Here is a 23,992-nt window from a genome sequence, read left to right as displayed (position 1 = left end):
ATCCATTATTAAAAAATTGCCGAGAAATATACCCTTTCTCGACAATCTGACAAGCCGTGCACGGCTTGTTCTTATTTTTACTAGCTACTAGAGTTTTCATATTGACTATACAAGTCTTTCAGCGCAGCTATTAGAGCATTAACCGCTTTCCCACGATAGCCCTCTCTAATTGCCTCTAGGATATCGTCAATTCCATCCTTTAAGCTATGTCCTCGGAGAATCTGTTGAACATAGGCTCTTCCATGTTCCGTCGCCAGTGTACAGGAGGATTCAATAATAACGCCGTATTTCTTGTCTACCTCAACAGTAATCGTTAACGAGTCAAATACGCTTTGGGCCGCCATGCCTTGAGGAAGCCGGGAATGACCGGCAAGAAAATATGTTTTCATTTTTTCACCTACCCTTTTATCCCGTATTAACGGTCAGTAAAACCCCCACTTCAAGTCATTGCGAGAATTTAGCATGTATAAGTTGGGGGGCAACTGCCCGTAAATGCCCGATTGGTCAAACTAACATCAGTGAGGGATGAAAGAATCCCCCAGTGATGGAAATTTCACCTTATCGCAACCTCTTCAAACGGCCAGGCTGGGAGCACCTTTCTTAGCGGTTTGTCCTCGCGATAGTCAAGCGCATACTCTGCCTGCATAATCGTATGGATTTCTCTTGTTCCTTCATAAATGACAGGAGCCTTGGCATTTCTTAAATAACGTTCGACAGGGAATTCATTGGAAAATCCATAAGCACCGTGAATTTGTACGGCATCGTTCGCCGCTTCAAAAGCGGCATCACAGGAAATCCATTTTGCCAATGATGTTTCCTGTGTGTTGCGCTTCCCGTTATTTTTTAACCAACCCGCTTTATGAACTAAGAGACGAGAAATTTCGAGATTTGCGGACATTTTCGCAATCATTTGTTGGACAAGCTGATGCTTTCCGATTTCTTTACCAAAGGTTTTTCGTTCCTCACAATATTTGACGCTTGCTTCCAATGACGCCAAAATCGTACCACAGGCGCCTGCGGCTACGGTAAACCGGCCATTGTCAAGGGCGGACATCGCTATTTTAAAGCCCTCTCCTTCATATCCCAGCAAATTATCAGCTGGAACTCTGACACTATCTAAAAATACTTCCCCGGTATTTCCGGCGCGGATTCCTAACTTCCCTTTAATCGCTCTGCTGGACACCCCTGCAAGGGTCCGTTCAACAATGAAGCAGGAAATACCATGATGTCCGGCTTTTGTGTCCGTTTTAGCAAATATTAAGAAATGGTCAGCAACATCGCATAAAGAAATCCATGTTTTCGTCCCATTAAGAATATAGAAATCCCCGTCTTTCACGGCCGTTGTTTCCATCGCTGCTACATCGGACCCCGCATTCGGTTCTGTCAGTCCAAAGGCACCAATTTTTTCTCCCTTTGCCTGTGGGACAAGATACTTTTGTTTCTGTTCCTCTGTTGCCCATTGCAGCAGAGTCATACTGTTTAATCCGGTATGGACGGAAACAGCAGTACGGAAGGCGGTATCTCCTCGTTCTAACTCCTCACAAACAATAGCAAGCGTATTATAATCCATGCCAACACCGCCATATTCTTCAGGGATACAAACTCCCATCAGTTGCAGTTCGGCTAAGCGTTTTAGGATACCTTTTTCAAAATGGCCCTTTTCATCCCATTCCTTAATATAAGGAATAATCTCTTTATCTACGAACGCCCTTACTACCTTTCTTACGCTTTTTTGTTCTTCCGTATATGAAAAATTCATATTCTTTTCCCTCCTATAATATTAGCTCTTTTTTCATTTTGGTAATTTCAGCTTTTGGGTAGCCGAGTTTTTGGAGAATTTCCTCGGTGTGTTCACCGTGCAATGGTGGATGCTTATCCATTTTTACCGGTGTTTTTGAAAATTTTAATGGTGAGCCGACTAGTTTTAAATTTGGAATATTGGGATGGGATACATTTACAACCATATTTCTTGAAAGAGCGTGGTTCGATTCCAATGCGTCCTTCACATTGTAAATTGGGCCATTCGGGATGCCCTTTTCGTCAAGCAGCTGTTTCCATTCAGCTCTCGATCTCGTTCTTATCCTAGTGGCGATCATTTTTACAAGGTCATTCTTATGTTTCAGTCGGCCTGAATTGGTTTCATATTTTTCCGAAAGTAGCGCTTCATCGTCAAGCAGGATGGCGAGCTTCCGATATTGCCGATCATTCCCAACGGCGATAATAAAATCCCCATCACTTGCAGTGAACACCTGATAAGGCACAATATTAGGATGGGCATTCCCAAGGCGTTTAGGAATCTCACCTGAACAAAGGTAATTGCTGGCAACATTTACTAAAGCAGCCAGCTGGGAGTCAAATAACGATATGTCGACTTCCTGCCCCTCGCCCGTCCTGTTGCGGTGCTGGATTGCTCCTAAAATTCCAATACATGTATAGAGACCGGTAAGGACATCAGCAATCGCAACACCAACCTTGGCAGGCTGGGCCTCCTTTTCACCGGTAATGCTCATTAAGCCCGACATGGCTTGAATAATATAATCGTAGCCTGGGAGAGGGGCATAAGCACCAGTGGCGCCAAAGCCGCTGATAGAGGCCAAGATAATTCCTTCATTGACCTTTTTCATTTCCTCATATCCAAACCCTAATCTGTCAAGCGTTCCCGGTTTAAAATTTTGGACAACCACATCGGCATCCGATACTAGTTTTTGTAAAATCTCCATGCCTTTTGGCGACTTCAGGTTTAACGTCATTCCCTGTTTATTTCGGTTAGCACATAAGTAGTAGGCACTCTCGCCTTCAACAAATGGCGGCCCCCACCCTCTTGTTTCATCTCCCGTATCGACACTTTCGACTTTAATTACCTCTGCTCCCATATCACCTAAGATCATCGTGCAATAGGGGCCTGCTAATACGCGTGATAAATCGATAACTTTTATTCCCTGCAGTGATCCAGACACTAAAGCTTCCTCCTTTCCTCGTAATTTGTAGCAGCTATTGATAGATTGCTAATCTATTGAAACCTTTATTGCTCCTTTAAAAAGATATCGAAAAAAAACCAGTGAACACAATCAATGACAAATAAAGACACTGAAAGTCTCACTGGCTCTTATTCGTGAATTTTCCTCTGGCAAGAGGATAAAACGAATTTGGCAGCTACATCTTCAAAAATAAGATAGAAAACGCATATATCGTTACCTGATACTTTTTTGCTTAAGCTTGCGTTTAAATGATTCCGCGGATTTTGTGGTTCATTCCGCCAACTTCAGCAGGGATTCCGCCGAGTTCACCATTAATTCCGCGAAGTTCAAATTTTGTTCGGTTCACAACCCAAAACAGAGGCATTTTTTAAAAATCCAACCCTATCGAGATATATTTCACTTCTAGAAACTCCTCGATTCCAAAATGACCACCTTCCCGGCCAAGACCGCTCTCTTTGTATCCGCCAAATGGAACTTGAACAGCTGAAGGTAAAGCATCATTAAGGCCGACAATTCCGTACTCGAGCTGTTCTGAGATTCTAAAGGAACGACTCAAATTTTCTGTGAATACATAGGCAGCCAGCCCGTAACGGGAATTATTTGCCCGCTCAATCACTTCTTCCTCTGTTTTGAAAGTTGAAATTGGAGCAAGCGGTCCAAAGATCTCGTCCTTCATGCATTCCATCTCATCATCGATATCGGTCAAAATTGTTGGAGCATAGAAATAGCCGTTTCCTTCAGCAGGTTTGAGCCCACTATAAGTAACCTTTCCACCCCTTTTTACTGCATCATGGACAAGGCCTTCTACTTTTTTATATGCAGCTTTATCAATTAACGGTCCAATATCGACTCCGTCCTCAAGTCCGTTGCCAACCTTAAGCTTTTCTAATTCCGCTTGAAAAAGCTTTATGAATTCAGCAGCAATACCTTCTTGGACATAAACACGGTTCGTACAAATACAGGTTTGGCCGGCATTACGGAATTTTGATTGAACAAGTCCGACAGCTGCTTTGGCTAGATTCGCATCGTCCATAACGATAAATGGAGCATTGCCACCCAACTCAAGCGACACCTTTTTAACATTTTCTGCGGCACCGCGCATCAGTGTTTTTCCAACCTCAGTCGACCCTGTAAATGTTATTTTTGTCACGCGCGGGTCCTTCAGCCAAGTTTCACCAATCTCAGAGGATCTGCCGGTAATGATATTTAACACACCGCTTGGGATTCCTGCTTCATGGGCAAGCTCAGCCATTTTTAAAGCGGTAAGCGGTGTCTGATTCGCTGGTTTTACGACACAAGTACACCCGGCTGCTAATGCAGGCGCGACTTTACGTGTAATCATTGCCGCCGGAAAATTCCAAGGAGTAATCGCCGCGACCACACCTACTGGTTCCTTCCGTACTAATATCCTTTTATTGGGATGGGATGCAGGAATCGTTTCACCATAAACCCGTTTTCCCTCTTCGGCATACCAGGAAATGAAACCATTAGCATACTGAACCTCTCCCAGTGCCTCCTTTAACGGTTTGCCTTGTTCCATTGTCATGATTTTAGCGATCTCATGTTTGTTTTCATCAATTAACTGATACCATTTCATCAGGAGTTGAAAGCGCTCGTCTGCTGTCTTTTTCGACCAAGTTTTGAAGGCCCTATGAGCAGCATCGACAGCCTGCTCCGCTTCATAGGCACCGCCAGTCGGTATCGCACCTAATACTTCCTTTGTTGCCGGATTGATAATTTCAGTTAAAACCTCATAATCATTACCAACCCATTTTCCATCTAAATACATTGGATAGATTTGATACTTTTGTTTTATAACATCCACTTTATTTCCCCCCAACTGACATGGCAGAATCATTCAAGTATACTGCTTCCATGGCTTCCTCGAGGATTTGCAATCCTTCTTCAAGCTGATCATCGGTTATCGTCAATGGCATAAGCAGACGAATAACGTTTGAATAAAGACCGGCACTTAATAATAGAAGCCCCCGCTCGCCTGCTGCTTTAACAATTTTTCCAACCGCTTCTTTATCAGGTGTTTTCAATTGCCTATCCTTCACAATTTCCATTGCGCACATTGCTCCAAGGCCGCGGACATCCCCAATAGAATCGAAACGGCCTGCGAGGAGCTGCATTTTTTCTATTACTCTAGCACCGATCTTTCCCGCCCGTTCATTTAAGTTTTCTGTTTCGATAATATCCAAAACCGTCAGCGCGGCCCGGCAGCCAAGCGGGCTTCCAGAATAGGTGCCGCCGATTTCGCCAACTTCTGGGGCTGTCATAATTTCCGCTCTGCCAATCACTCCGCTGATTGGGACACCAGCCCCCATTGATTTTGATATCGTAATTAAATCAGGAACGACACCAAAATGATCAATCGCGAAATATTTCCCTGTCCGGGCAAACCCCGTTTGAATTTCATCGGCAATAAACAAAATTCCGTACTGTGTACAGATTTCGCGAACTCTGTGAACAAAGGCGGTGTCAGGCACGATAAAACCGCCCTCCCCCTGTACTGGTTCCATCACAACCGCGGCAATGGTTTCGGGTGCGACCTCCGCAAGCAGGAACTGCTCAAATTGCTCAATGATCATTTTACTGTATTGCTGCTCACTCATTCCCTCCGGACGCCGGTAGACATATGGGTACGGCGCCTTGTAAACCTCCGGTGCGAAAGGGCCAAAGCCGAATTTGTATGGTTTAACCTTACTGGTCATCGTCATCGTCATTAACGTCCTGCCATGGAACCCCCTAGTAAACGAGATAATTCCTTGTCGTTTCGTATATTTTCTGGCGATTTTCACTGCGTTTTCAACGGCTTCTGCACCGCTGTTGAATAAGGCAACCTGTTTAGGAAAGTCACCTGGAGCAAGCAGGCAAAGCCTCTCGGCAAGATCGATATACGATTCATACATCATCACATTAAAGCCGGTGTGGATAAATTGACTGGCTTGTTCCTGAAGGGCTCTTACCACTCTCGGGTGTGAATGTCCAACGTTTACCGTTCCAATAGCACCAGCAAAATCAATATAAATATTACCGTCTACATCTTCGACTAGGGATCCCTTCGCTTTTTTAACAAAGCAATGGCAATTGTTGCTGATCCCCTTTGGGACATATTGATTTCTTCGTTCCAACATTTTCTTCGATTCTGGCCCGGGTATCTCTGTCTGGAGCATTACATATTTCTTTTCCAATTTTTCCGCTCCCCCCTTTATAAATGCATACTATAAAAATTAACCATTTATTCTTGTACCAGTTCTAAAACCTGTTTAAAGGTGTTAACCACCTTATCTACTTCTTCATAACTAATTGTCAGCGCCGGCTCGATTCGGATTGTTTTAGAATTAATAAGAGTTCCTGCTACAAGAACACCTCGATCAAACATTCCTTTTGATACTTCATATCCAGTTTCATCCTGATGGAATTCGATCCCAATCATCAGCCCTTGGCCGCGAATCTCAATAACCTTATCCTCATGGCCTGCCGCCGCTTCCTTCAACTGCTTAAGGAAATATTCACCAACCACTGCCGCTCTTTCTGGTAAATTCTCTTCTATTAATACACCAATTGTGGCAATCGCCGCGGCACATGCTAAAGGATTGCCGCCAAAGGTTGTCGTATGCATGAACGGATTCGGGAACCAGCTCTTAAATACTTCTTCTCTTGCAACAATCGCTCCCGCCGGCATCACACCGCCACCAAATGCTTTGGCGAGACAGATAATATCTGGAACGACGTCATACAATTCTGCAGCAAACATTTTACCCGTACGTCCCATCCCTGTTTGCACTTCGTCAAAAATCAGCAGGGAACCGTATTGGTCACAAAGCTCACGAACCTGTTTTAAGTAATTTTCTGGTGGAAGTATAATTCCACCTTCACCTTGAATTGGCTCAAGAATGACAGCAGCCACATCTTCTCCTACTGAAGCGCATACTTCAAAGGTTTTTTTCATCATGTCGATATCGCCAAATGGGACATGACGGAACCCTGGAATCAATGGTAGGAATGGCTTACGGAACATTCCTTTGGCCGTTCCGGACAATGATCCTAAGCTTTTTCCGTGGAACGCACGAGTTGTGGAAATAAACGTTGTTCGCTCGCTGTACATTTTCGCAAGCTTAAGCGCAGCCTCGACACTTTCTGTTCCACTGTTTGTAAAAAAGGCATATTTCAAATCACCAGGGGTAATATCAGCTAAGATTTTTGCCAGCATTGCCCGCAGCGGATCGAGTAGGTCTTGACTATGAAGGGCCTGGCGTTTTAATTGGTCCGTGACTGCTTTAACCACTTTTGGATTGCGGTGGCCCACATTATAAATACCGAAGCCGCCAAGACAATCAATATATTCTTTACCATTGACATCCTTGAAGCAGGAACCATTATCCGACCATTCCACGGCAGCAAATTGGCCATCCTTTGTTACCGTTTTTCGATAAGCAAGAAATCCTGGATTAACATGCTCACGGAAGCCATCGACGGTTTCCTTCGTAATCCAGGCAGCATCTTCTTCCGTTACTTGCTCTTTTTCTACTAAACTTAAAACCTTATTTATATATTCGCTTACATTTTGATTATGCTTACTCTTCAATTCTTGATTTATATCGATACTCATTATTTCGTTCCTCCTCGTAATGTATTAGTTTGAAAACCAACCTACCGGCTCCACCTGTAAATTGATATTAATCTGTTTAATCTCTTGGAACTCCTCAAGACCAAACGTTCCAAGGCTGCGACCAATACCACTTTGCTTATAGCCACCCCATGGCGCTTCATTATACGTAGGATGATAGGCATTCACCCAGGTAATCCCTGCACGCAGCTTTTTAATCAACCGTAATCCTTTCGCGCCATCTTTCGTAAACACAGCTCCAGCCAGGCCATAAACAGTTCCGTTAGCAAGCTTTAATGCTTCCTCTTCACCCTTAAACTTCTGGATAACGACAACTGGACCGAATATTTCCTCTTGAACGATTCTCATCTCTTGCTTCACATCAACAAAAACAGTTGGTTCAACAAAGTATCCTTTTTCTAAGCCCGCACGAACAATACGGTTACCGCCGCTAGCAATCGTCGCCCCTTCCTGTTTGCCAAGCTCAATGTAATGGAGAACTTTTTCCAAATGCTGCTGGCTTACAAGTGGGCCCATCTCTGTATCAGGGTCAACACCAGGTCCAACTTGAATTTTCCTGGCCCTTTCAACAAAACGCTCGACGAATTGATCATAAATACTTTCTTCAACAAGAATTCTTGAACCGGCTGAACACACTTGGCCGGAGCCGGCATAAATACCGAATAAGGCATAATCGACAGCAGTTTCAAAATCGGCATCAGCAAAAATAATATTTGGTGATTTTCCACCTAACTCTAATGAAACCTTTTTCATCGTATCTGCCGCCGTCTTCATGATATGCTTCCCTGTTTTCGTTCCACCGGTAAACGAAACCATATCCACTTCTGGATGGGAAGCGATTTCATTTCCGACCACAGGACCAGCACCCATTACCATATTGGCAACACCTTTTGGTAAGCCGACTTCTTCAAAAATTTCAAACAGCTTTTTCGGGGTAACAGGTGTCACCTCAGAAGGCTTAAATACAATTGTGATTCCTGCCGCTAACGCAGGCGCGATTTTCCAAACACTCATTAACAGCGGATAATTCCAAGGTACAATTAGACCACATACACCAACAGGCTCACGGACAACCATCGCCTGCATCGGATCGGCAACATGGTAGGTCTGGCCATCAGGCTTCGTAATTAATCCTGCATAGTAGCGGAAGCAAGCGGCCGCATCCCCGACATCATATCCAGCTTCTCTTAATGGTTTACCGTTATCCAGTGTTTCAAGCTGGGTTAGCTCATCAGCGTATTCATCAATTTTGTCTGCAATTTTCAATAAATAGGAGGCTCTTTCCTGAGCGGAAATACCGGACCAAACATCCTCTTCGAAAGCTCTCCGGGCTGCATAAATTGCCGAACGGGCATCCTCGACGGCCCCTTCAGGAGCATAGGCAATCACTTCTCCATTTGCCGGATTAATAACCGGGCGTGTTTCTTGTGTTTCAGCATCCTTCCACTCGCCATCAATATACATTTTAAGGTTGATTACTCGACTTTTTACTTCGACCATTCTTCCATTCCTCCTTTTATATCCCCTCACTAACTAGTGTTGCAAGAATCATGCCAATTACATAATATTGCTAGCTTAATATTTCTTTATGTATTTTTTAAAAAACTATTCATCTTTGCATAAGTCTATTTCTATATGCATATTGTACTTCCCCCAAAAAAAACAAGATAACCACGTGTATATTACACTGGTTATCCTCATGAAGTGGGCTGCTCACTTAGAAAACAATTGATAGTAAACCGATAAAAAACTATCATGAGCCTCAACTCCCAACCCAACCATGGAAGTAAAATTAGAGAACAAGCCGTAGTCACCTAATAAAGGCGGTGAGAGCAGAGCTAGACTTCACATCTTTCGTCTAGTGAAATGAGTATTTCACTTTAACTGGTTAAAGTGATTCATTTTTGCGGCGCTCCGCCCCTTTTCCACAGAAAATGACATAAACCATTCTAATGGCTTATGTCATTTTTTACTTATTTCCGACTATCGGCTGATCGATTAGATCCGTATCTAGAACATTCGTTCCGCTTAATACGCTATTTGTAACGATAATTCCACCTGTGTTACTTCCACCAGAACCTTCAAACGTCTTTGAACTTTCTTTTGGTGACAAAAAGAGGGAATCTCCAAACTGGGCAATACCTCCACTCACGTTAATGATTTGGACTGGTCCGATAATCGCTGGCAATAAACACATCCCTTTCTATTAAGATATAAGATAATATATGTGTTTAGTCCTTTTCATGTTCATGGATAACATTCGGCAGAAGCTAACGTACAGGCTACATCCTTACCTCTTTAACCAGTAGAATTGGCGATGAGGAAACCACAAGCTAAGTGGGATTTACTCTTAAACTAAGAAAGCTACTTCAGATATCGAAATCTGAAGTAGCTTATCGTTAAGTAGTCGACCTATTCTCCAATTTCATATTTTTCTCAGTTATTATTTTTTGATATTTTCTGCTGACAGAGGATTGGCTGATTCCTAGTGCTTTGGCGGCCTTTGTCGTCGTTTTGTACTGATTCATCGCCATCAAAATCAGCTGTTCTTCCACATGATCAATGGCATCCTGCAATGGAATCACCCTTGTAATCACTGGCTTCATTTTTTTATGTTCATAGCCTAATGATAAAAATTGACTGACAAATTCGGCGTCAATCGCTGAATGGTCGGCGGTTACCACTAATCGTTCAATAATGTTTTGCAGTTCCCTTACATTGCCTGGCCATGAATAAAATTCGAGTACATTAACAGCATCGGGTGTTAAATGATAATTTCGATCATATTTTTCATTCAGCTGTTGTAGGAAATGAAACGCCAGTAAGGAAATATCCTCTGTCCGTTCCCTAAGCGGTGGGATGTGAATGGGAATAACATGTAAGCGATAATATAAATCTTCACGAAATTTTCCTTCTTCCACCATTTTTTCCAACCTTTTATTCGTAGCTGCGATAATTTGAACATTGATCCTAAATGCTGTTGTACTGCCGACAGGAATGACCTCCTGTTCCTGAAGGACACGGAGCAGTTTTACCTGAAGATGGGACGGCAGCTCACCGATTTCGTCTAAAAACAAAATTCCACCATCTGCCTGCTTGAAATATCCGATTTTCCCATTTTTATCAGCACCAGTAAATGCGCCCTTCGCATAGCCAAAAAGTTCACTTTCCAATAAATTCTCGGGAATCGCGCCACAATTTAATTTAAGAAACGGCTTATGTGAGCGCTTACCTAACTGGTGAATCGCTTGGGCAATCACCTCTTTTCCCACCCCTGATTCCCCATGGAGAAGAACCGTAGAGGAAAAGTCCGCAATTTTTTTTACCTGATTCATGATTTTTTCCATTTTTGGACTACAGTATATCAGCTTTTTCAAAAAGCGGTCCTTACTTTTAAAATCATCTAATTCCTTTTTATATTGTTCGGATATTTTTCTCATTTCCTGCAGTTCGCTTTTTAACCTTGTGGTTTCGGTAATATCACGGGAGGCTATGATAATCCGGTCCAGTTCATTTTTTTCATTAAAAACAGGATTCCCAACGGCAAGGATTTTCCTTCCCGATCTCGTCTCTTGAACAACAGAAACTTTTTTCCTTTTTTCTAAAACAAGTCTTGTAACTGAGGGTGTAAAAAGCCCCTGGTCCTCAAGTTTTAGAATATTTTTTCCAATTAGCTCTTTTAAGTCCATCTTCCAAAAATCTTGAATAATATTGTCACTATACCTAATTAACTCCCCTTTAGCATTGACGACAAGAATTTCATCATAAATACTTGATAAAATCGCATTTAAATCCTTATTCAGGTCTTTTATATTTTCAATTTCCATTGCCATTTCTTCGACCATTGGCAAGTCCTGGGCTACGATGATAATCCCATCTACTTCACTATTATAATTTAGGATCGGACTGTAATCGACGAGGACTCCCATTTCGTTAGTTATTTCAAGATTATTTAGAAGCGTCTTTCCGGTTGCAAACACCTTTTCAATACGCTGGCCGCTAAAAATATTGCCAGCAGGAAAATTCAATACCTTTTCTGCTGTAGATCGTATCATTTTCAAACCAGCTTCATTGCAATTAATAATGCGTTTTTCCTTGTCCAATACAAAAATCCCCATGGGAATTGATGTAAGTAGTATTTTTAGCAAATCAACACTTTTATTCTCTTGCTTGAAAAGCTCAGCAAGGACGTCTTCTCTTCGTATGTATCCTGACGGGTTCCCCTCTTCATCTCTTATAATCGCAAACGGTTCTCCGATAATTTGGAATAAGACGGGAAGGGAAATGTTCTGACTGAGATGACAAATGCTTTCAATCGGTTTAGCGTATTTTAGCAAAGCCTCTTTTGCAAAATTTTCTTTTTCTAGTCTTTCTAGTAATTGACTATTTACCGCAATATAAGCAAATAATTGATTTTGTTTTTCTAAGAATATAAAGGGTTCTTTTAATTTGTTAATAGTCGGCTTTGAAATTTCGGCATCCATTATGACTGATACAATTGGTTTTACTTTTTCGTTTGCAACAGAAAACATCGTTTCATCCCCCTAAATTCTTCCTATCCTAATACTATCACTTTATTTTGAATTTTATAAATAAAATGTCATGAAAAAAAGAAGATGTGGTGGGTCCATCTTCTTTTTCTACATGTTATTCTCTTCCTGATGCAAATCAAATTTATCTTTTGGCATTTTATATCTTTAATTGAATCAACTTATTTGTTCTCTCTTCATTTGGCAGACCAACTTGTTCATAAATCTTTTTTGCCTGTGCAGCAAGAGGATTTCCTTCCATTGGATTAGCGAAATAAATCTTGTTCACGTTCGCTAAATAAATAGCGCTCAAACACATTGGACATGGTTCACCACTTGCATACAATTCACAATCAGACAAGTCATCTGTTCCTAGTAATCTGGAAGCTCGACTAATTGCTTGTAACTCCGCGTGTGTTGTTGGATCATGGGTAGCAAGGACATCATTAACCCCTTCAGAAATGAGCCTGCCATCTTTAACAATGACTGCCCCAAACGGCTTTCCGCCTTTTTCTGATGAATTCTTTTTAGCAAGTTCTATTGCATATTCCATCCATTTTCGATCACTCATTGTAAACCTCTCCTAGTTCTTCAATATAAGTTTTGGCACAATCTAGTAATTCAAATGATTTTTTATGTTAAATTAACTACTTCCGCCATTACGTGGGTTTTGTAACCAGTGAATACCCGATTCCAGGATAGGTGCTAATAATACTCGCAATATTCTTACATCCTGAATCCTTGAGTTTTTTCCGAATTCGCGCTATGGCAACGCGTAGATACTCCACTTCATTTCTGTACTCTGCGCCCCAAACCGAAACAAGTATCTGTTCGTGGCTGACGACTTTATCTGCATAGAGCGCCAGCTGTTCTAAAATCAAATATTCCGTGTTTGTAAAGTGCATTTCCTTTTCTCCCACAAATACTCTTTTTTGGGCAAGATTAATGTCAATGTTCCCTACAGAAACCTTCTTATTCTCATATATGGTTTGATCTAAATGAGCTGTTCTACGTAAAACTGCCTTTACTCTGGCAAATAATTCATCAAGTGAAAAGGGTTTTGTTAAATAGTCATCAGCCCCAAGCTCAAAGCCTTCAATTAAATCATTCGAATTGCTCCGGGCAGTAAGAATAATCACAGGAACGTTGGAAAATTTCCTCAATCTCTCTAAAACTGTAAACCCATCCATGTTTGGCATCATGATATCCAACAGGACTAAATCAAGCTCATGGAGATCAAAATTATTAAGAAATTGTTCACCATCTGAGAATGTAACAATTTTATACCCTAAAGAGAGTAAATTTGCCTTAATAAACCTGACAATTTTTGGCTCATCGTCTATGATTGCTATTCTATGACTCATCTTGATCACCATGACCTTTCGAAACAATTGGAAGCTTTAATGTGAAAATGCTTCCCTTTCCGGGTTCACTTTCGACTAATATGTCTCCATCATGCTCTCGCATTAATCCAATGCAAATGGATAGTCCGAGACCTGTCCCGCCTGTTTTCCGTTGCGGAGAATTGTCGACCCTAAAAAAACGGTCAAATATTTTTTTACTATCTTTCGTTGAAATACCAATACCATTATCTTTAACATGAATATAAACATATTGATAATCGGAAGTTACGGTAATGATCACTTTTTTCTTTTGTGAGTCATTGTGAACAATTCCATTCATTATTAAGTTGAGGAGCACTTGTTGAAGACGTTTCCTATCTCCATAAAGTAAGGGTATTTCTTCAGCATTATTTTCTACATACTGGACTTTATTACTTTCTATGATTTCTTGCGGGAGTTTATCCAGCGTGTTAGCAATTAACTGAAACACTGGAAAAAATCCTTTATTGAGAGACATTGTACCCACTTCAATTTTCTTTATATCAAACCAAACTGAAAGTAAATCCTGCAAATGCAAAATATCTTCATGAATCCCCTGTAATAGCTCTTGTTTAAAACTCTCATCCCAATTCGCATCTTGCCGCATTAAGGTTTCAACACTGCCGCGAATACTCGTTATCGGTGTCTTAAATTCATGGCTTGCGATCGTTATTAAATTAGTCTTCAGTTGGTCAATCTCTGCTTCTTTCGTAATATCACGCAGCAAATATCCATTACCAATAAAATCTGTTTCCGTGCAAACGCTAAACTTGTTTAACGTGAAATATTTTATTCGGTTGCTCTGCTTGATACTAAATTTTATATCTATTTCATCTGAATTAATAAGCTCATCAACATTGTCTATCGGAGGATCAGTCACCTGTTGTAAGAATTGGATTAAATCACATTCAGTTTTCAGATTGACTTTTCTATTTTCATTAAAAAGACGATTATTAAAAAATTCATTTTGATATACTATTTGCTTATTATTATCAACCAAAATAATGCCCTCTGACATACTTTTTAATACTGCATTAAGTTGAGCATGTCTGTTTTTATATTTCTCATAATAGATTTTATTTTTTAGACTACCTTCAATATCAGAATATTCCATGATTGTTATCCTTCCTCCCATTTTGAATTTGGAAGTCCTATACTAGTGCAATTATAGCATTTTTTTAACAAGGAATAGAACAAAGCCCCTATATGCTTGCTACATATAGGGGCGTATATAAGGGTATTAGGGAAGGATTTTACTACTTATTACAACAGTTACACATAAATCTATTCTAACTATCTGTTAATCTTAACTGTTTTTGTTGTTTCTGCTGTTACTTTTCCACTCTTAATCACAAACAATCTTATTGGAAGATCGATGACTGCATTCGTAACTGATTCTGTATCAAGCAAAACTAAATTAGCTTTTTTTCCAACTTCAATTCCGTAATCATCTAAACCAAGGGCTTTTGCAGGATTAGTCGTAATCATTGGCAATACAGTTGGAAGGTCTGCTGCACCGCCAAGATGTGCTGCTGGAATGGCCAACATTGCTGTTTGAATAACGTCACCAGTACCATACGGAGTGAACGGGTTACGAATATTATTCGTAGCAATACACATATTTACTCCACCATCACGTAATGCGCGAACAGGTGTTAATGTACGGCGAACATTGTATTCATCATGACGACCGCCTAAGTGAAGGTCAGTTGCCGGTAAGCTCATGACACTGATTTGTGCTTCTGCCATCTTTTTAATAATTGGTTCTAAACGTTCCTTTGGTAATGCACCCAGTGCAGTTAAATGGCCGACCGATACTCGTCCGACAAAACCTTCTGCAATGGTTTTATCGCAAACATATTCAATCGTGATTCCATCTGCATCATCTTTAAAGTCTTGATGAAAGTCAATTGGTTTGTTGTATTTTTTCGCGATTTCGAATACTAGATCAATATGCTTGTCCCAAGGTGTATCATTATAAGGGATACCACCAACTACGTCAGCACCCATCTCCATTGCTTTATACATCATTTCTTCTGTACCAGGAGCTTTTAGAATACCTTCTTGTGGGAATGCAACGACTTGCATATCAACAAGATCTTTATATTTTTCTTTTAAACCCATAACCACTTCAAATCCAGTCATTCCTTGTGAAGGGTCAAATTCTGAATGTGTACGAATGTTGGTAACACCATTCATAATGAGCATTTCTAGTGTACGCTCAGCACGGTCAATAATATCTTCTCTTGTAAAAGTCGGTTTTAATTGAGCAGTAACGGATAGTGCTTCTTGCAATGTGCCTGACTTGTTTGGAAGTCTGTCAGCGATAAGTGCTTTATCTAAATGGATGTGGCTTTCAATAAGACCTGGGATTAAAACCTTTCCATTTGCCTCGATGACACGAGCTGCATCAGATTCAATGTTATTTTCAATCGCAACAATTTTACCGTCTTTAATTGCGATATCCTTTAATTCTTGTCCTTCTTGAAGCTTCGCTTTTTTAATTAAAATATCCATTCTGTTAAACCTCCAAAAAGATTTTTTTAAAGTGAACTCGCAACTGACATGCCCTAAGGCCCTATTAGTTGCGAGTCCACATATTTTATGAATTTAAGCTACTTTTCCAAAAAAGAATGAGATAACAAGCAGAATAACCATTGCTCCGCCAACCCATTTTGCATTTCCTTTAACAACTTGGATAATTGGAATTTGGAATCCTGCAGATAATGCTTGCATCGTAATGTTTACAAAGCTTAGTTGGCTTCCTAGCCCAACGCCCATCGCTACGAATCCAAATGCAACTGGTGAAAATCCGAGTGAAACAGCCACTGGTAATACTAGACCAAGAATCGATCCAACGTAAGCACCTGCTGGAATCCCAACAAGAATCCCTGCTAAAACAGCTGCAGGAACAACGATAGCAGAAGGTGCACTTTGTGCGATTCCTGCAATTACTTTAAAGGCACCAGTGTCGCCAATGATATTGATAAATGATAGGAAAATACCTACCGCAAATAAACTTTTTAAAATATAAGTGGAGCCATCAACCATTGCCTCAACGGATTGATTGACATTAAATTTCGTACAAACAAAGATTAAAACAAGTGTAATGACTGTATAAACTAAAGGAGTAATAATTGGTGACCCTACTGCTTTGTTAATAAAAGGTCCAATAATAACAGCTGATAATAGGAAAATTACAGGAATCGTAACTTTAAAAATTTGAGCATTTGTCATGCCAGCGAATTCTGCGCTTTCTTCGCCCTTAAAGATAACTTTACGTTTCTTCGCACCATAAAAACCGATGATAATTGCTAGAAGGACAAAGCCAAGCCAAAATAATCTCATTTCCGAAACATAATGATCAACTGAGATTCCGGAAAGCTTTGAAACAATACCCGATTCAAGTGAAGCAGGAGAAGTTGTAAATGAAACTGCTGCTGCAATGGACATAGCAGCAATTAATTCAGGAATCGCTCCCACTGCTGCGAAAGCTAGTGGTGCAATAACCATGGCACTACCGCCACCGATACCGGACATATATGTTGCTGCAGCTTGTAAAATAACAATAAATACAGCGAAATATTCAACCTTGCCTTTAATTGCTCGACGAACTAATGTCAGTGCTGCCGTATAACCACCTGATTTAAAAACAGCCATCGCAATTGCGGAGTTAATAATTGGTACAGTAATGGAGAGCATAGTTGGAATTGTTTTAATGAACTGTTCATTAGCTTGTGCTAGGCCAACTCCACCAATGATCATCGCCAAGGCGCCACCTACAAACCCTGCTGCTACCATGTCCACTTTCATAAATAAAAGCGCAAGTATTACAATTAATGGAATAATAACTACAAAAGCGTAGAATCCGTGAGGAGTTTTCACTTCTGAAAGTTGATCTGCAGCAAATACTTGAGCACCTGAAATTAGCATGAATAATAAGGATGCTATCATTGCAAATATATTTCTCTTTTTCATGTCTTGTCTCCTTTAAACTATTTTATGGGGATTGGTTTATAAAACTACTCGTGTACCTGTTTTGCCCAATAGTGCATCTTGAAGCTTATCAATCGATGTAATAATGACGTTTTTTCCGCCTTTATTTAAAAACATAATGGCTGCTTCTATTTTTGGACCCATGCTGCCTTTTGGAAAATGTCCTTCTTCCATATAACGAAGTGCGTCATCGACTGACATTTCTAAAAGATTTTGTTGATTTGGCGTTCCAAAATGAATCGCAACTTGTTCAACACCTGTTAAGATAAATAAATAATCTGCATTGATTTCAGCAGCCAAGAGAGCGCTAGCAAAATCTTTATCAATGACTGCTTCTACACCCACAAGCATTCCGTTTTCTTCTACAACAGGGATTCCTCCCCCACCAGCTGTAATAACGGTAATGTCTTTTTCAAGTAATGCTTCAATGGCCTCTTTTTCAACAATTTTGATAGGCTTTGGAGATGCCACAACACGTCTGTATCCTCTACCACTGTCTTCAACAAAAGTAAGGTTTTCCACTTTAAGGATTTCTTCCATTTCTTCTTTTGAATAAAATGGTCCAATTGGCTTAGTAAGCGTTTCAAAAGCAGGATCGTCTTTTGAAACTATTGACTGTGTAACAACTGTTGCTACTGTTTTTTCAATTTTACGTTCTACCATTTTATTTCTGAATGCTTGTTGAATTAAATATCCCAAGTTTCCTTGAGTTTCTGCGTCACAAACATCTAAAGGATAAGCCGGAACCACTGTTTCAGCCATTTTGGATTTAATTAATGTATTACCCACTTGTGGGCCATTTCCATGAGTGATGACAACAGTGTTCCCCTGTTCAATTAATCCAAGTACAGGTTCACAGCTTTCATAAATATTTTGCTGCTGTTCCTCAATGGTACCCTTTTGTCCTTCTCTGATGATTGCATTGCCTCCGATAGCAAGGACAATTTTACTCACAATAACACCTCATTGTTTCATATATATTAGATAGACTATCTACTTATAGTTTAGGGATAGAAAACACTATTATCAAATTAACAAACCGTAAAAAAATAATGCGTTTTCATAAAAAAAGATTAAAAAAACATAACAAAATTCTATTTGTTCATGTCGAAGCATGGTGAAAACCTTATTATGTCGCGATTTCTCTTAATCACATAACATTAAAGAAATCAATTAAGAAATGTCAAAAAAATTTCATAACCTTTATTTCGAGAGTCGAATAATTCTTCATTGCGCCTAGGAGAGTTTGCTTATTAATCAATAAATTGGTTATATTCTAACATTCCTACAAGAATGCCAAATAATGTATCCAACCCAGAACTATGCCCCACCCCAAGTAATCGATCGAATGCTGCTTCGGATAGCCAAGGCTTATTAGAGCCGATTGAATTTATTACGTCAGTAACTGTCGAACTAAACTCATTCTTCAGTGCATATCGCAAATATTCCTTACTCACGTCAGTTGTAATCGGTTCCTTTTCAACCAATTTGGATAATTCCTCATAAAAAGCAACTGAAATAAAATTTGTAATCGAAGCAAATGCAAGTAACCCAACCATTAGATCATCACCTGAAGGGGTTAGTCCTTTCCCTCTCCCAAGAAAAAAGCGGAGTGTCTTCTCTATAAGAGAGCGGTCGTTCGTCAAAACAGCATCCATCAGCCCTAGTATATATTGTTCTCCTTCTGACCAATTTTCATCGGAAGCCCTATCATACTTGCTTAAAAATTCATTGATATAAATATCCAACCCTGTCGGCTGGCCATTTGTGATTAACAATTCTTTAAGATTAGTTAATTTATCTTTATAGAGACGATTATTAGAAACAGGAAATATTTCATTTTTAAATCCGCTGCCATTTTTCAAGCTTAATGACATTTCTGAGAATATTAATGATGCAGTATCTTCATCCCAGAAAACGCTTTCATTGATTTTAATAAGCATGACAGCTCTCGATGTATCAATAGGAGTGAGATGGATCCCAAATGGAAGCAAGCCGTTCTTCTTATTACCAATAAAAATTAAGGAGTCCCCCATTTTTATATTAAAGCCATTTGCAAAAATACTATGAACTTGTCCAATGTTTTTTTCACAAAGAAGAAGGGGAATAAGATAACTATATTCCCCTCCAAAAAGTGTATATTTAATCATTTACAATGCCTCAATGAGACCGAGCTTTACTGCATAAGCTTCAATTGCCTTTTCAAAGCATGCTAATGGTGCACGAACAGTACCAGCACCGATTTGGCCTACACCTGCTTCTTTGTGAGCAATTCCTGTGTTAATCACTGGTTCAATTCCTGTTTCAACAACCTTCCTTGCATCAATACCAAGGCATGCACCTTGGAAATCCCAAGTCGGAATCGTAAAGTTAGGGTTTTGGTCGATACAAATTTCCATCATATCATTGCTTGTTCTTAGGGCATCGTCAAAGCCACCTGCACCAACAAAACGTGTTACACCTGGGGCAGCAACCATTGCAAATCCGCCTACTCCAAAGGTTTCTGTAATCGCACTGTCTCCCATGTCACGGCTAGCCATTTCTTGAGTGTAGCCAGTGAAGAATAAGCCTTGCGGTGTATTTACTGGTGCGGTAAACCATTGGTCACCCATACCACTAATCCGGATTCCAAATTCATATCCATTCCGGCACATAGCTGTTACAACGGTACCGTGTTGGATCGTTCTAGATGCGTCCATAACAGCTTTACTAGTAGCCATCGCAATATTTAAGAAAAATTGATCTGTATCAGCAAGGAATTTAACAACCTCTTGCTTATCCTTTTCAGATACATCTGTTTGTAAAATAAACGGGGCAATTTCTTTTAAGAAAATTAGGGACGAAGCGATGTTACGTTGGTGGAATTCGTCACCCATTGTAATCGCTTTGGCAATCATTACGTTGATGTTTAGTCCATCACCTTTTACTTTAAGTGCCTTAGAGATAGTAGGGGCAAGAACATCTCTCATCCATGCAAGGCGATTTGTCACCTCTTCAGAATACGCACCGAAACGTAGGACCTTACCAATACCTTCATTCATTGTACAATAGGCAGTGTTGCCCTGTTCACGGTTTTCAACAACAACAACAGGCATACTACCTGAAGTGATACCACCCATTGGTCCAACTGCATTTACATGATGACATGGAATAAATTCCACCTCGCCATTTTTAAGCATGACAGTTGCCTCATCAGCGTTTGCTGCCCATCCTTCAAAAAGAACAGCTCCAATACATGAACCCTGCATAGGGCTAGGCATGTTATCCCACTTAATTGGTGGACCTGCATGGAGCAGGACTTTCCCGTTTAATTCCTCAATAACTGATTTAGCTGGAACAACATCTACTAAAAAAGGGGCACCGGCAACAATTTTATCGATTACCGCTCTATTTGCTTCATCAATTGTATTATAAGTTCCGTACATTTTGCTTTCCTCCAGATTTTATTTTCTTTGTTAAAATCGCAGCTTGAATTATCTTTCACAAAGTTTAACGAAGCACAGCTAAGATTTTACGCATTCTTTCATTTCCACCTGCAACTGGACGCCAGTCGAACTGAACAACCGTACCGCCATTTTCAGTAATGGCATTCGTAAATTTCTTCAAACCAACGTTAATAACACTTGGTTTTTCGTTTAATAATTTTTCGATTGCAGGAGAAACTGTGAGATCTTGTTTTTCATAGACTTTGCTAGCAGGTTTCATTTCTTTATCTGCTTCTTTTAAATCAATACCGAGCATTGCAAGTGCTGTACGAACAGCTTGGTTGTTGCTATCTCGTAAGATGACACCAGCTTTTGCAAGCTTATTTTTTTGATCTTGGTAACCTTGTGGATCTTGCTCTGTTCCACAAACCGTTCCAACAAAGTAAATATTTCTGCCGTTTTTCTTTGATTCGTTTTGGATCTTTTCAATAGCTGGGATTAATTCACTAGCCATATCATCATGAGATCCATAACCAAGAACTACATCAAAAAGGATAATAGCAGTCTTTTCATCCTGCGCAGCTTTTTCAAAATATTGAACTCTTGTTTCAGGATCAATCATTGGATGCGGTTTTCCTTGTGTGTAAATATCATCGCCAAGGTCAGCCACTTCAAAGCCGTTAACTTTTAGTAAGTAGCCCTCTTCTGCATGTTCGGACTTTCCTAGACCGAAAGCTCTACTGATAAGAGTAGCTGCTTCATACCCAAGTGTACCGCCTGAATAGAGACCTTTGATCGTTGTTTGCTCTGGTTTCAAGTCTGCAGCTGGGACATCGGAAGTAAGAATATTATAGTTTGCTTTAATAGGATTGCCCTTTGCAAGATCAACAGCAATAGCAGCTGTTTCTTCAAGCGTATTTGCATAGTGGACATTTCCTTCATGTGAATGTGGAGCTTCTCCTAGGAAAATAGCAACTACTGGTTTTGATAGACCTTGAAGTAAGTTAACAACTTGGTCACGTACTTCTTTTGCTGGTGGCTTAGAAATAATAGCAATAACTTCTGACTGTTTGTGTACTTCTAATCCTTTAATTGCGTCCATCATGGTAATTGCACCAATCGTTTCAGACAGGTCACGACCACCAGTTCCGATAGCATGGCTTACGCCTCCACCGATACGATCGATAATTGTAGACACTTCTTGAATACCTGTACCAGAAGCTCCAACAATACCAATATTTCCTTGCTTCACAATATTTGCAAAAGCCATTGGTACCCCAGTTTGGATCCCTGTACCACAGTCAGGACCCATGACAAGCAGACCTTTTTCGTGAGCTTTTTGTTTAATACGAAGTTCATCTTCAATTTTTACGTTATCACTGAAAATAAAGGCATGTAATCCGTTATCAATCGCTTTTTCAGCCTCTTCTGCAGCATATTGACCTGGAACTGAAATAATCGCCATATTTGCATTTGGTAGTGCTTTAAGCGCTTTATCCCAAGTACGCACTGATTCAAATTCCTGCTTTGTGTTGCTGATTGCTTGATTTTTTAAATAATTATCAACTTCATCAAGTACTTCTTGAATTTTGTCTTCCGAGTCAGTATCAACCACAATACACATATCGTTTGCTGCAGCTTTTTCTAATTCCTCTGTATGAAGACCTGCTGTTTTAAAAATATCCTTATTGGCCGGGGTTCCCATCATAATTTGAACTTTATTTACACCGTCCATTGTTGATATCTTATTTGTGAGAAGCATTAGGTTAACGGAATCCTGGTAGGAGTTTTCTTTAATAATGGTATAAAGCATTATTTTATGCACCTCTTTTATTAGTCATTGTTTTTCCGTTTTTTAGGAAACGGATGAGTTCAGTTCTTTTCAATCCAATGGTAAAGGTTTTCCCCTTGCAATGTAATAAAAAATCCGGTTGAGTCATTAAAAATTCGTTAAACTTTTCAAATCTAGTTTTTTCATTTTAATTTAGTATGATACATTAGATAATACTGACTATTTCTACTTATTAAGACAAAAAATTAATACCCTTGACTGATAATCCATTATCATAGATAACAAATAGAATAATCCCCTCATTTCCGTTCAAAATTAGTATAGGAAATATATTTAAGTGACTATCATTTTTAGAAAGAGTGTGTGAATCACAAAGATGAAAACAACGATTGTCTACAAAAGAGAAGAAAGTTTTGAGATTAATGCAGATTTTTATTCTGTTTCCCCAAAAAATAACCCGGTTGTTGTCTACATTCACGGTGGCGGCTTGTTCTGGGGTTCAAGAGAAGATATGAAGAAAGAGCAGATTGAGCTTTATCTTTCTGCTGGTTTTAATGTTTTCTCTATTGATTACCGATTAGCACCAGAATCAAAACTAGCTGATATTAAATCCGATATCGCTGACGCCCTTTACTGGCTCGAGAACGAAGGCCCTAAGGAATTTGACTATGATCCAAGAAGAATTGCGGTGATTGGAAGTTCAGCTGGTGCTTACCTTGCGCTTTTATCCGGGACGTTGATGAACAAACCAAAGGCAATTGTTTCGTTCTACGGTTATGGGGATATTACTGGAGATTGGGCAACTAAGCCTAGCTCCCACTATCAAAGTCTGACAGTCGTCCCTAAAGAGCTGGCAAAAATGCTCGTCTCGAACAAGGTTATTACTGTTGGTCCGATTGAGAAACGATATGCTATTTACATGTATGCTAGACAGCAAGGAGTTTGGATTGAGGAAATAAGCGGTTTAAATCCGAGGATGAAGAATCAAGAGCTTTCCCAGTATTGTCCACTTCATTCTGTAAGTTCTCATTTTCCTCCAACTATACTCTTGCATGGGACCATGGATGAGGATGTCCCATATGAGCAATCTGTTCTGATGTCCGAGGCATTACATAAGGCTGGAGTTGAGAATCAATTGATTACAATTCCCAATGGCAAGCATGTTTTTGACGAGGATTGGCAAAACCCAGTTGTCAAAGATGCCTTTGACGAAGTCATTAAATTTTTGCATAAACATCTTGGTTAAACAATGTC

General features: G+C 40.0%; 19 protein-coding genes. 1 reads left to right on the top strand and 18 read right to left on the bottom strand.

Features of this window, described 5'->3' with window-relative positions; translation table 11 throughout:
- Nucleotides 1-80 precede the first annotated feature (80 nt).
- From RTR43_RS01380 to fdrA, 18 genes are all read right to left on the bottom strand, one after another.
- The gene (locus tag RTR43_RS01380; protein ID WP_312469103.1) at nucleotides 81-389 is read right to left on the bottom strand and encodes a DUF3870 domain-containing protein; all 309 of its coding nucleotides are present in this window, start codon (nucleotides 387-389) and stop codon (nucleotides 81-83) included.
- Between the two features lie 164 nt (nucleotides 390-553).
- Nucleotides 554-1,759 (bottom strand): acyl-CoA dehydrogenase family protein, encoded by a 1,206-nt coding sequence (locus tag RTR43_RS01375; RefSeq protein WP_312469102.1) that lies wholly within the window; start codon nucleotides 1,757-1,759, stop codon nucleotides 554-556.
- Between the two features lie 13 nt (nucleotides 1,760-1,772).
- Nucleotides 1,773-2,957, bottom strand: coding sequence for a CaiB/BaiF CoA transferase family protein (locus RTR43_RS01370; RefSeq protein WP_312469100.1), 1,185 nt, complete (start codon nucleotides 2,955-2,957; stop codon nucleotides 1,773-1,775).
- Nucleotides 2,958-3,345: 388 nt separating this feature from the next.
- Nucleotides 3,346-4,767 carry an NAD-dependent succinate-semialdehyde dehydrogenase gene (locus RTR43_RS01365; protein WP_312469121.1) on the bottom strand — a complete coding sequence of 474 codons (1,422 nt, stop codon included), beginning with the start codon at nucleotides 4,765-4,767 and terminating at the stop codon, nucleotides 3,346-3,348.
- 37 nt (nucleotides 4,768-4,804) lie between these two features.
- Nucleotides 4,805-6,157, bottom strand: coding sequence for a 4-aminobutyrate--2-oxoglutarate transaminase (gene gabT / locus RTR43_RS01360; protein WP_312469119.1), 1,353 nt, complete (start codon nucleotides 6,155-6,157; stop codon nucleotides 4,805-4,807).
- Nucleotides 6,158-6,222: 65 nt separating this feature from the next.
- Nucleotides 6,223-7,596, bottom strand: a complete 1,374-nt coding sequence (locus RTR43_RS01355; RefSeq protein WP_312469099.1) for a putrescine aminotransferase — start codon at nucleotides 7,594-7,596, stop codon at nucleotides 6,223-6,225.
- Nucleotides 7,597-7,620: 24 nt separating this feature from the next.
- Entirely contained in the window at nucleotides 7,621-9,114 is a 1,494-nt protein-coding gene (locus RTR43_RS01350) for an aldehyde dehydrogenase family protein (RefSeq protein ID WP_312469098.1), read from the bottom strand.
- Between the two features lie 469 nt (nucleotides 9,115-9,583).
- Nucleotides 9,584-9,802, bottom strand: coding sequence for a spore germination protein (locus RTR43_RS01345; protein WP_312469096.1), 219 nt, complete (start codon nucleotides 9,800-9,802; stop codon nucleotides 9,584-9,586).
- 211 nt (nucleotides 9,803-10,013) lie between these two features.
- Nucleotides 10,014-12,146, bottom strand: coding sequence for a sigma 54-interacting transcriptional regulator (locus tag RTR43_RS01340; RefSeq protein ID WP_312469095.1), 2,133 nt, complete (start codon nucleotides 12,144-12,146; stop codon nucleotides 10,014-10,016).
- Between the two features lie 157 nt (nucleotides 12,147-12,303).
- A complete protein-coding gene (locus RTR43_RS01335; RefSeq protein ID WP_312469093.1) occupies nucleotides 12,304-12,714 on the bottom strand; it encodes a nucleoside deaminase in 411 nt (136 codons plus the stop codon).
- A gap of 88 nt (nucleotides 12,715-12,802) precedes the next feature.
- Nucleotides 12,803-13,507, bottom strand: a complete 705-nt coding sequence (locus RTR43_RS01330) for a response regulator transcription factor (protein ID WP_312469092.1) — start codon at nucleotides 13,505-13,507, stop codon at nucleotides 12,803-12,805.
- The gene (locus RTR43_RS01325; RefSeq protein WP_312469091.1) at nucleotides 13,497-14,639 is read right to left on the bottom strand and encodes a sensor histidine kinase; all 1,143 of its coding nucleotides are present in this window, start codon (nucleotides 14,637-14,639) and stop codon (nucleotides 13,497-13,499) included. Before RTR43_RS01325 ends, RTR43_RS01330 begins: the two co-directional genes overlap by 11 nt.
- 179 nt (nucleotides 14,640-14,818) lie before the next feature.
- A complete protein-coding gene (locus RTR43_RS01320) occupies nucleotides 14,819-16,042 on the bottom strand; it encodes an amidohydrolase family protein (protein WP_312469090.1) in 1,224 nt (407 codons plus the stop codon).
- A gap of 93 nt (nucleotides 16,043-16,135) precedes the next feature.
- Nucleotides 16,136-17,503, bottom strand: coding sequence for a citrate transporter (locus RTR43_RS01315; protein WP_312469088.1), 1,368 nt, complete (start codon nucleotides 17,501-17,503; stop codon nucleotides 16,136-16,138).
- Between the two features lie 36 nt (nucleotides 17,504-17,539).
- On the bottom strand, nucleotides 17,540-18,475 hold the full coding sequence (gene arcC / locus RTR43_RS01310; protein WP_312469087.1) for a carbamate kinase: 936 nt from the start codon (nucleotides 18,473-18,475) through the stop codon (nucleotides 17,540-17,542).
- A 299-nt stretch (nucleotides 18,476-18,774) separates the two neighbouring features.
- The gene (locus RTR43_RS01305; protein ID WP_312469086.1) at nucleotides 18,775-19,671 is read right to left on the bottom strand and encodes an oxamate carbamoyltransferase subunit AllH family protein; all 897 of its coding nucleotides are present in this window, start codon (nucleotides 19,669-19,671) and stop codon (nucleotides 18,775-18,777) included.
- On the bottom strand, nucleotides 19,672-20,946 hold the full coding sequence (locus RTR43_RS01300; protein ID WP_312469085.1) for a YlbE family protein: 1,275 nt from the start codon (nucleotides 20,944-20,946) through the stop codon (nucleotides 19,672-19,674).
- A 64-nt stretch (nucleotides 20,947-21,010) separates the two neighbouring features.
- Nucleotides 21,011-22,759 (bottom strand): acyl-CoA synthetase FdrA, encoded by a 1,749-nt coding sequence (gene fdrA / locus RTR43_RS01295; protein ID WP_312469084.1) that lies wholly within the window; start codon nucleotides 22,757-22,759, stop codon nucleotides 21,011-21,013.
- Nucleotides 22,760-23,114: 355 nt separating this feature from the next.
- Between fdrA and RTR43_RS01290 the strand changes: the two genes are divergently transcribed.
- A complete protein-coding gene (locus tag RTR43_RS01290; protein ID WP_312469083.1) occupies nucleotides 23,115-23,984 on the top strand; it encodes an alpha/beta hydrolase in 870 nt (289 codons plus the stop codon).
- Nucleotides 23,985-23,992: the final 8 nt, after the last annotated feature.

It is taken from the genome of Neobacillus sp. (genome assembly GCF_031988165.1).
In the GTDB taxonomy this organism is placed as follows: domain Bacteria; phylum Bacillota; class Bacilli; order Bacillales; family Cytobacillaceae; genus Neobacillus; species Neobacillus rhizosphaerae.
Note: the sequence above shows the minus strand (reverse complement) of the source record. Positions and strands in the feature narration are given on the sequence as shown.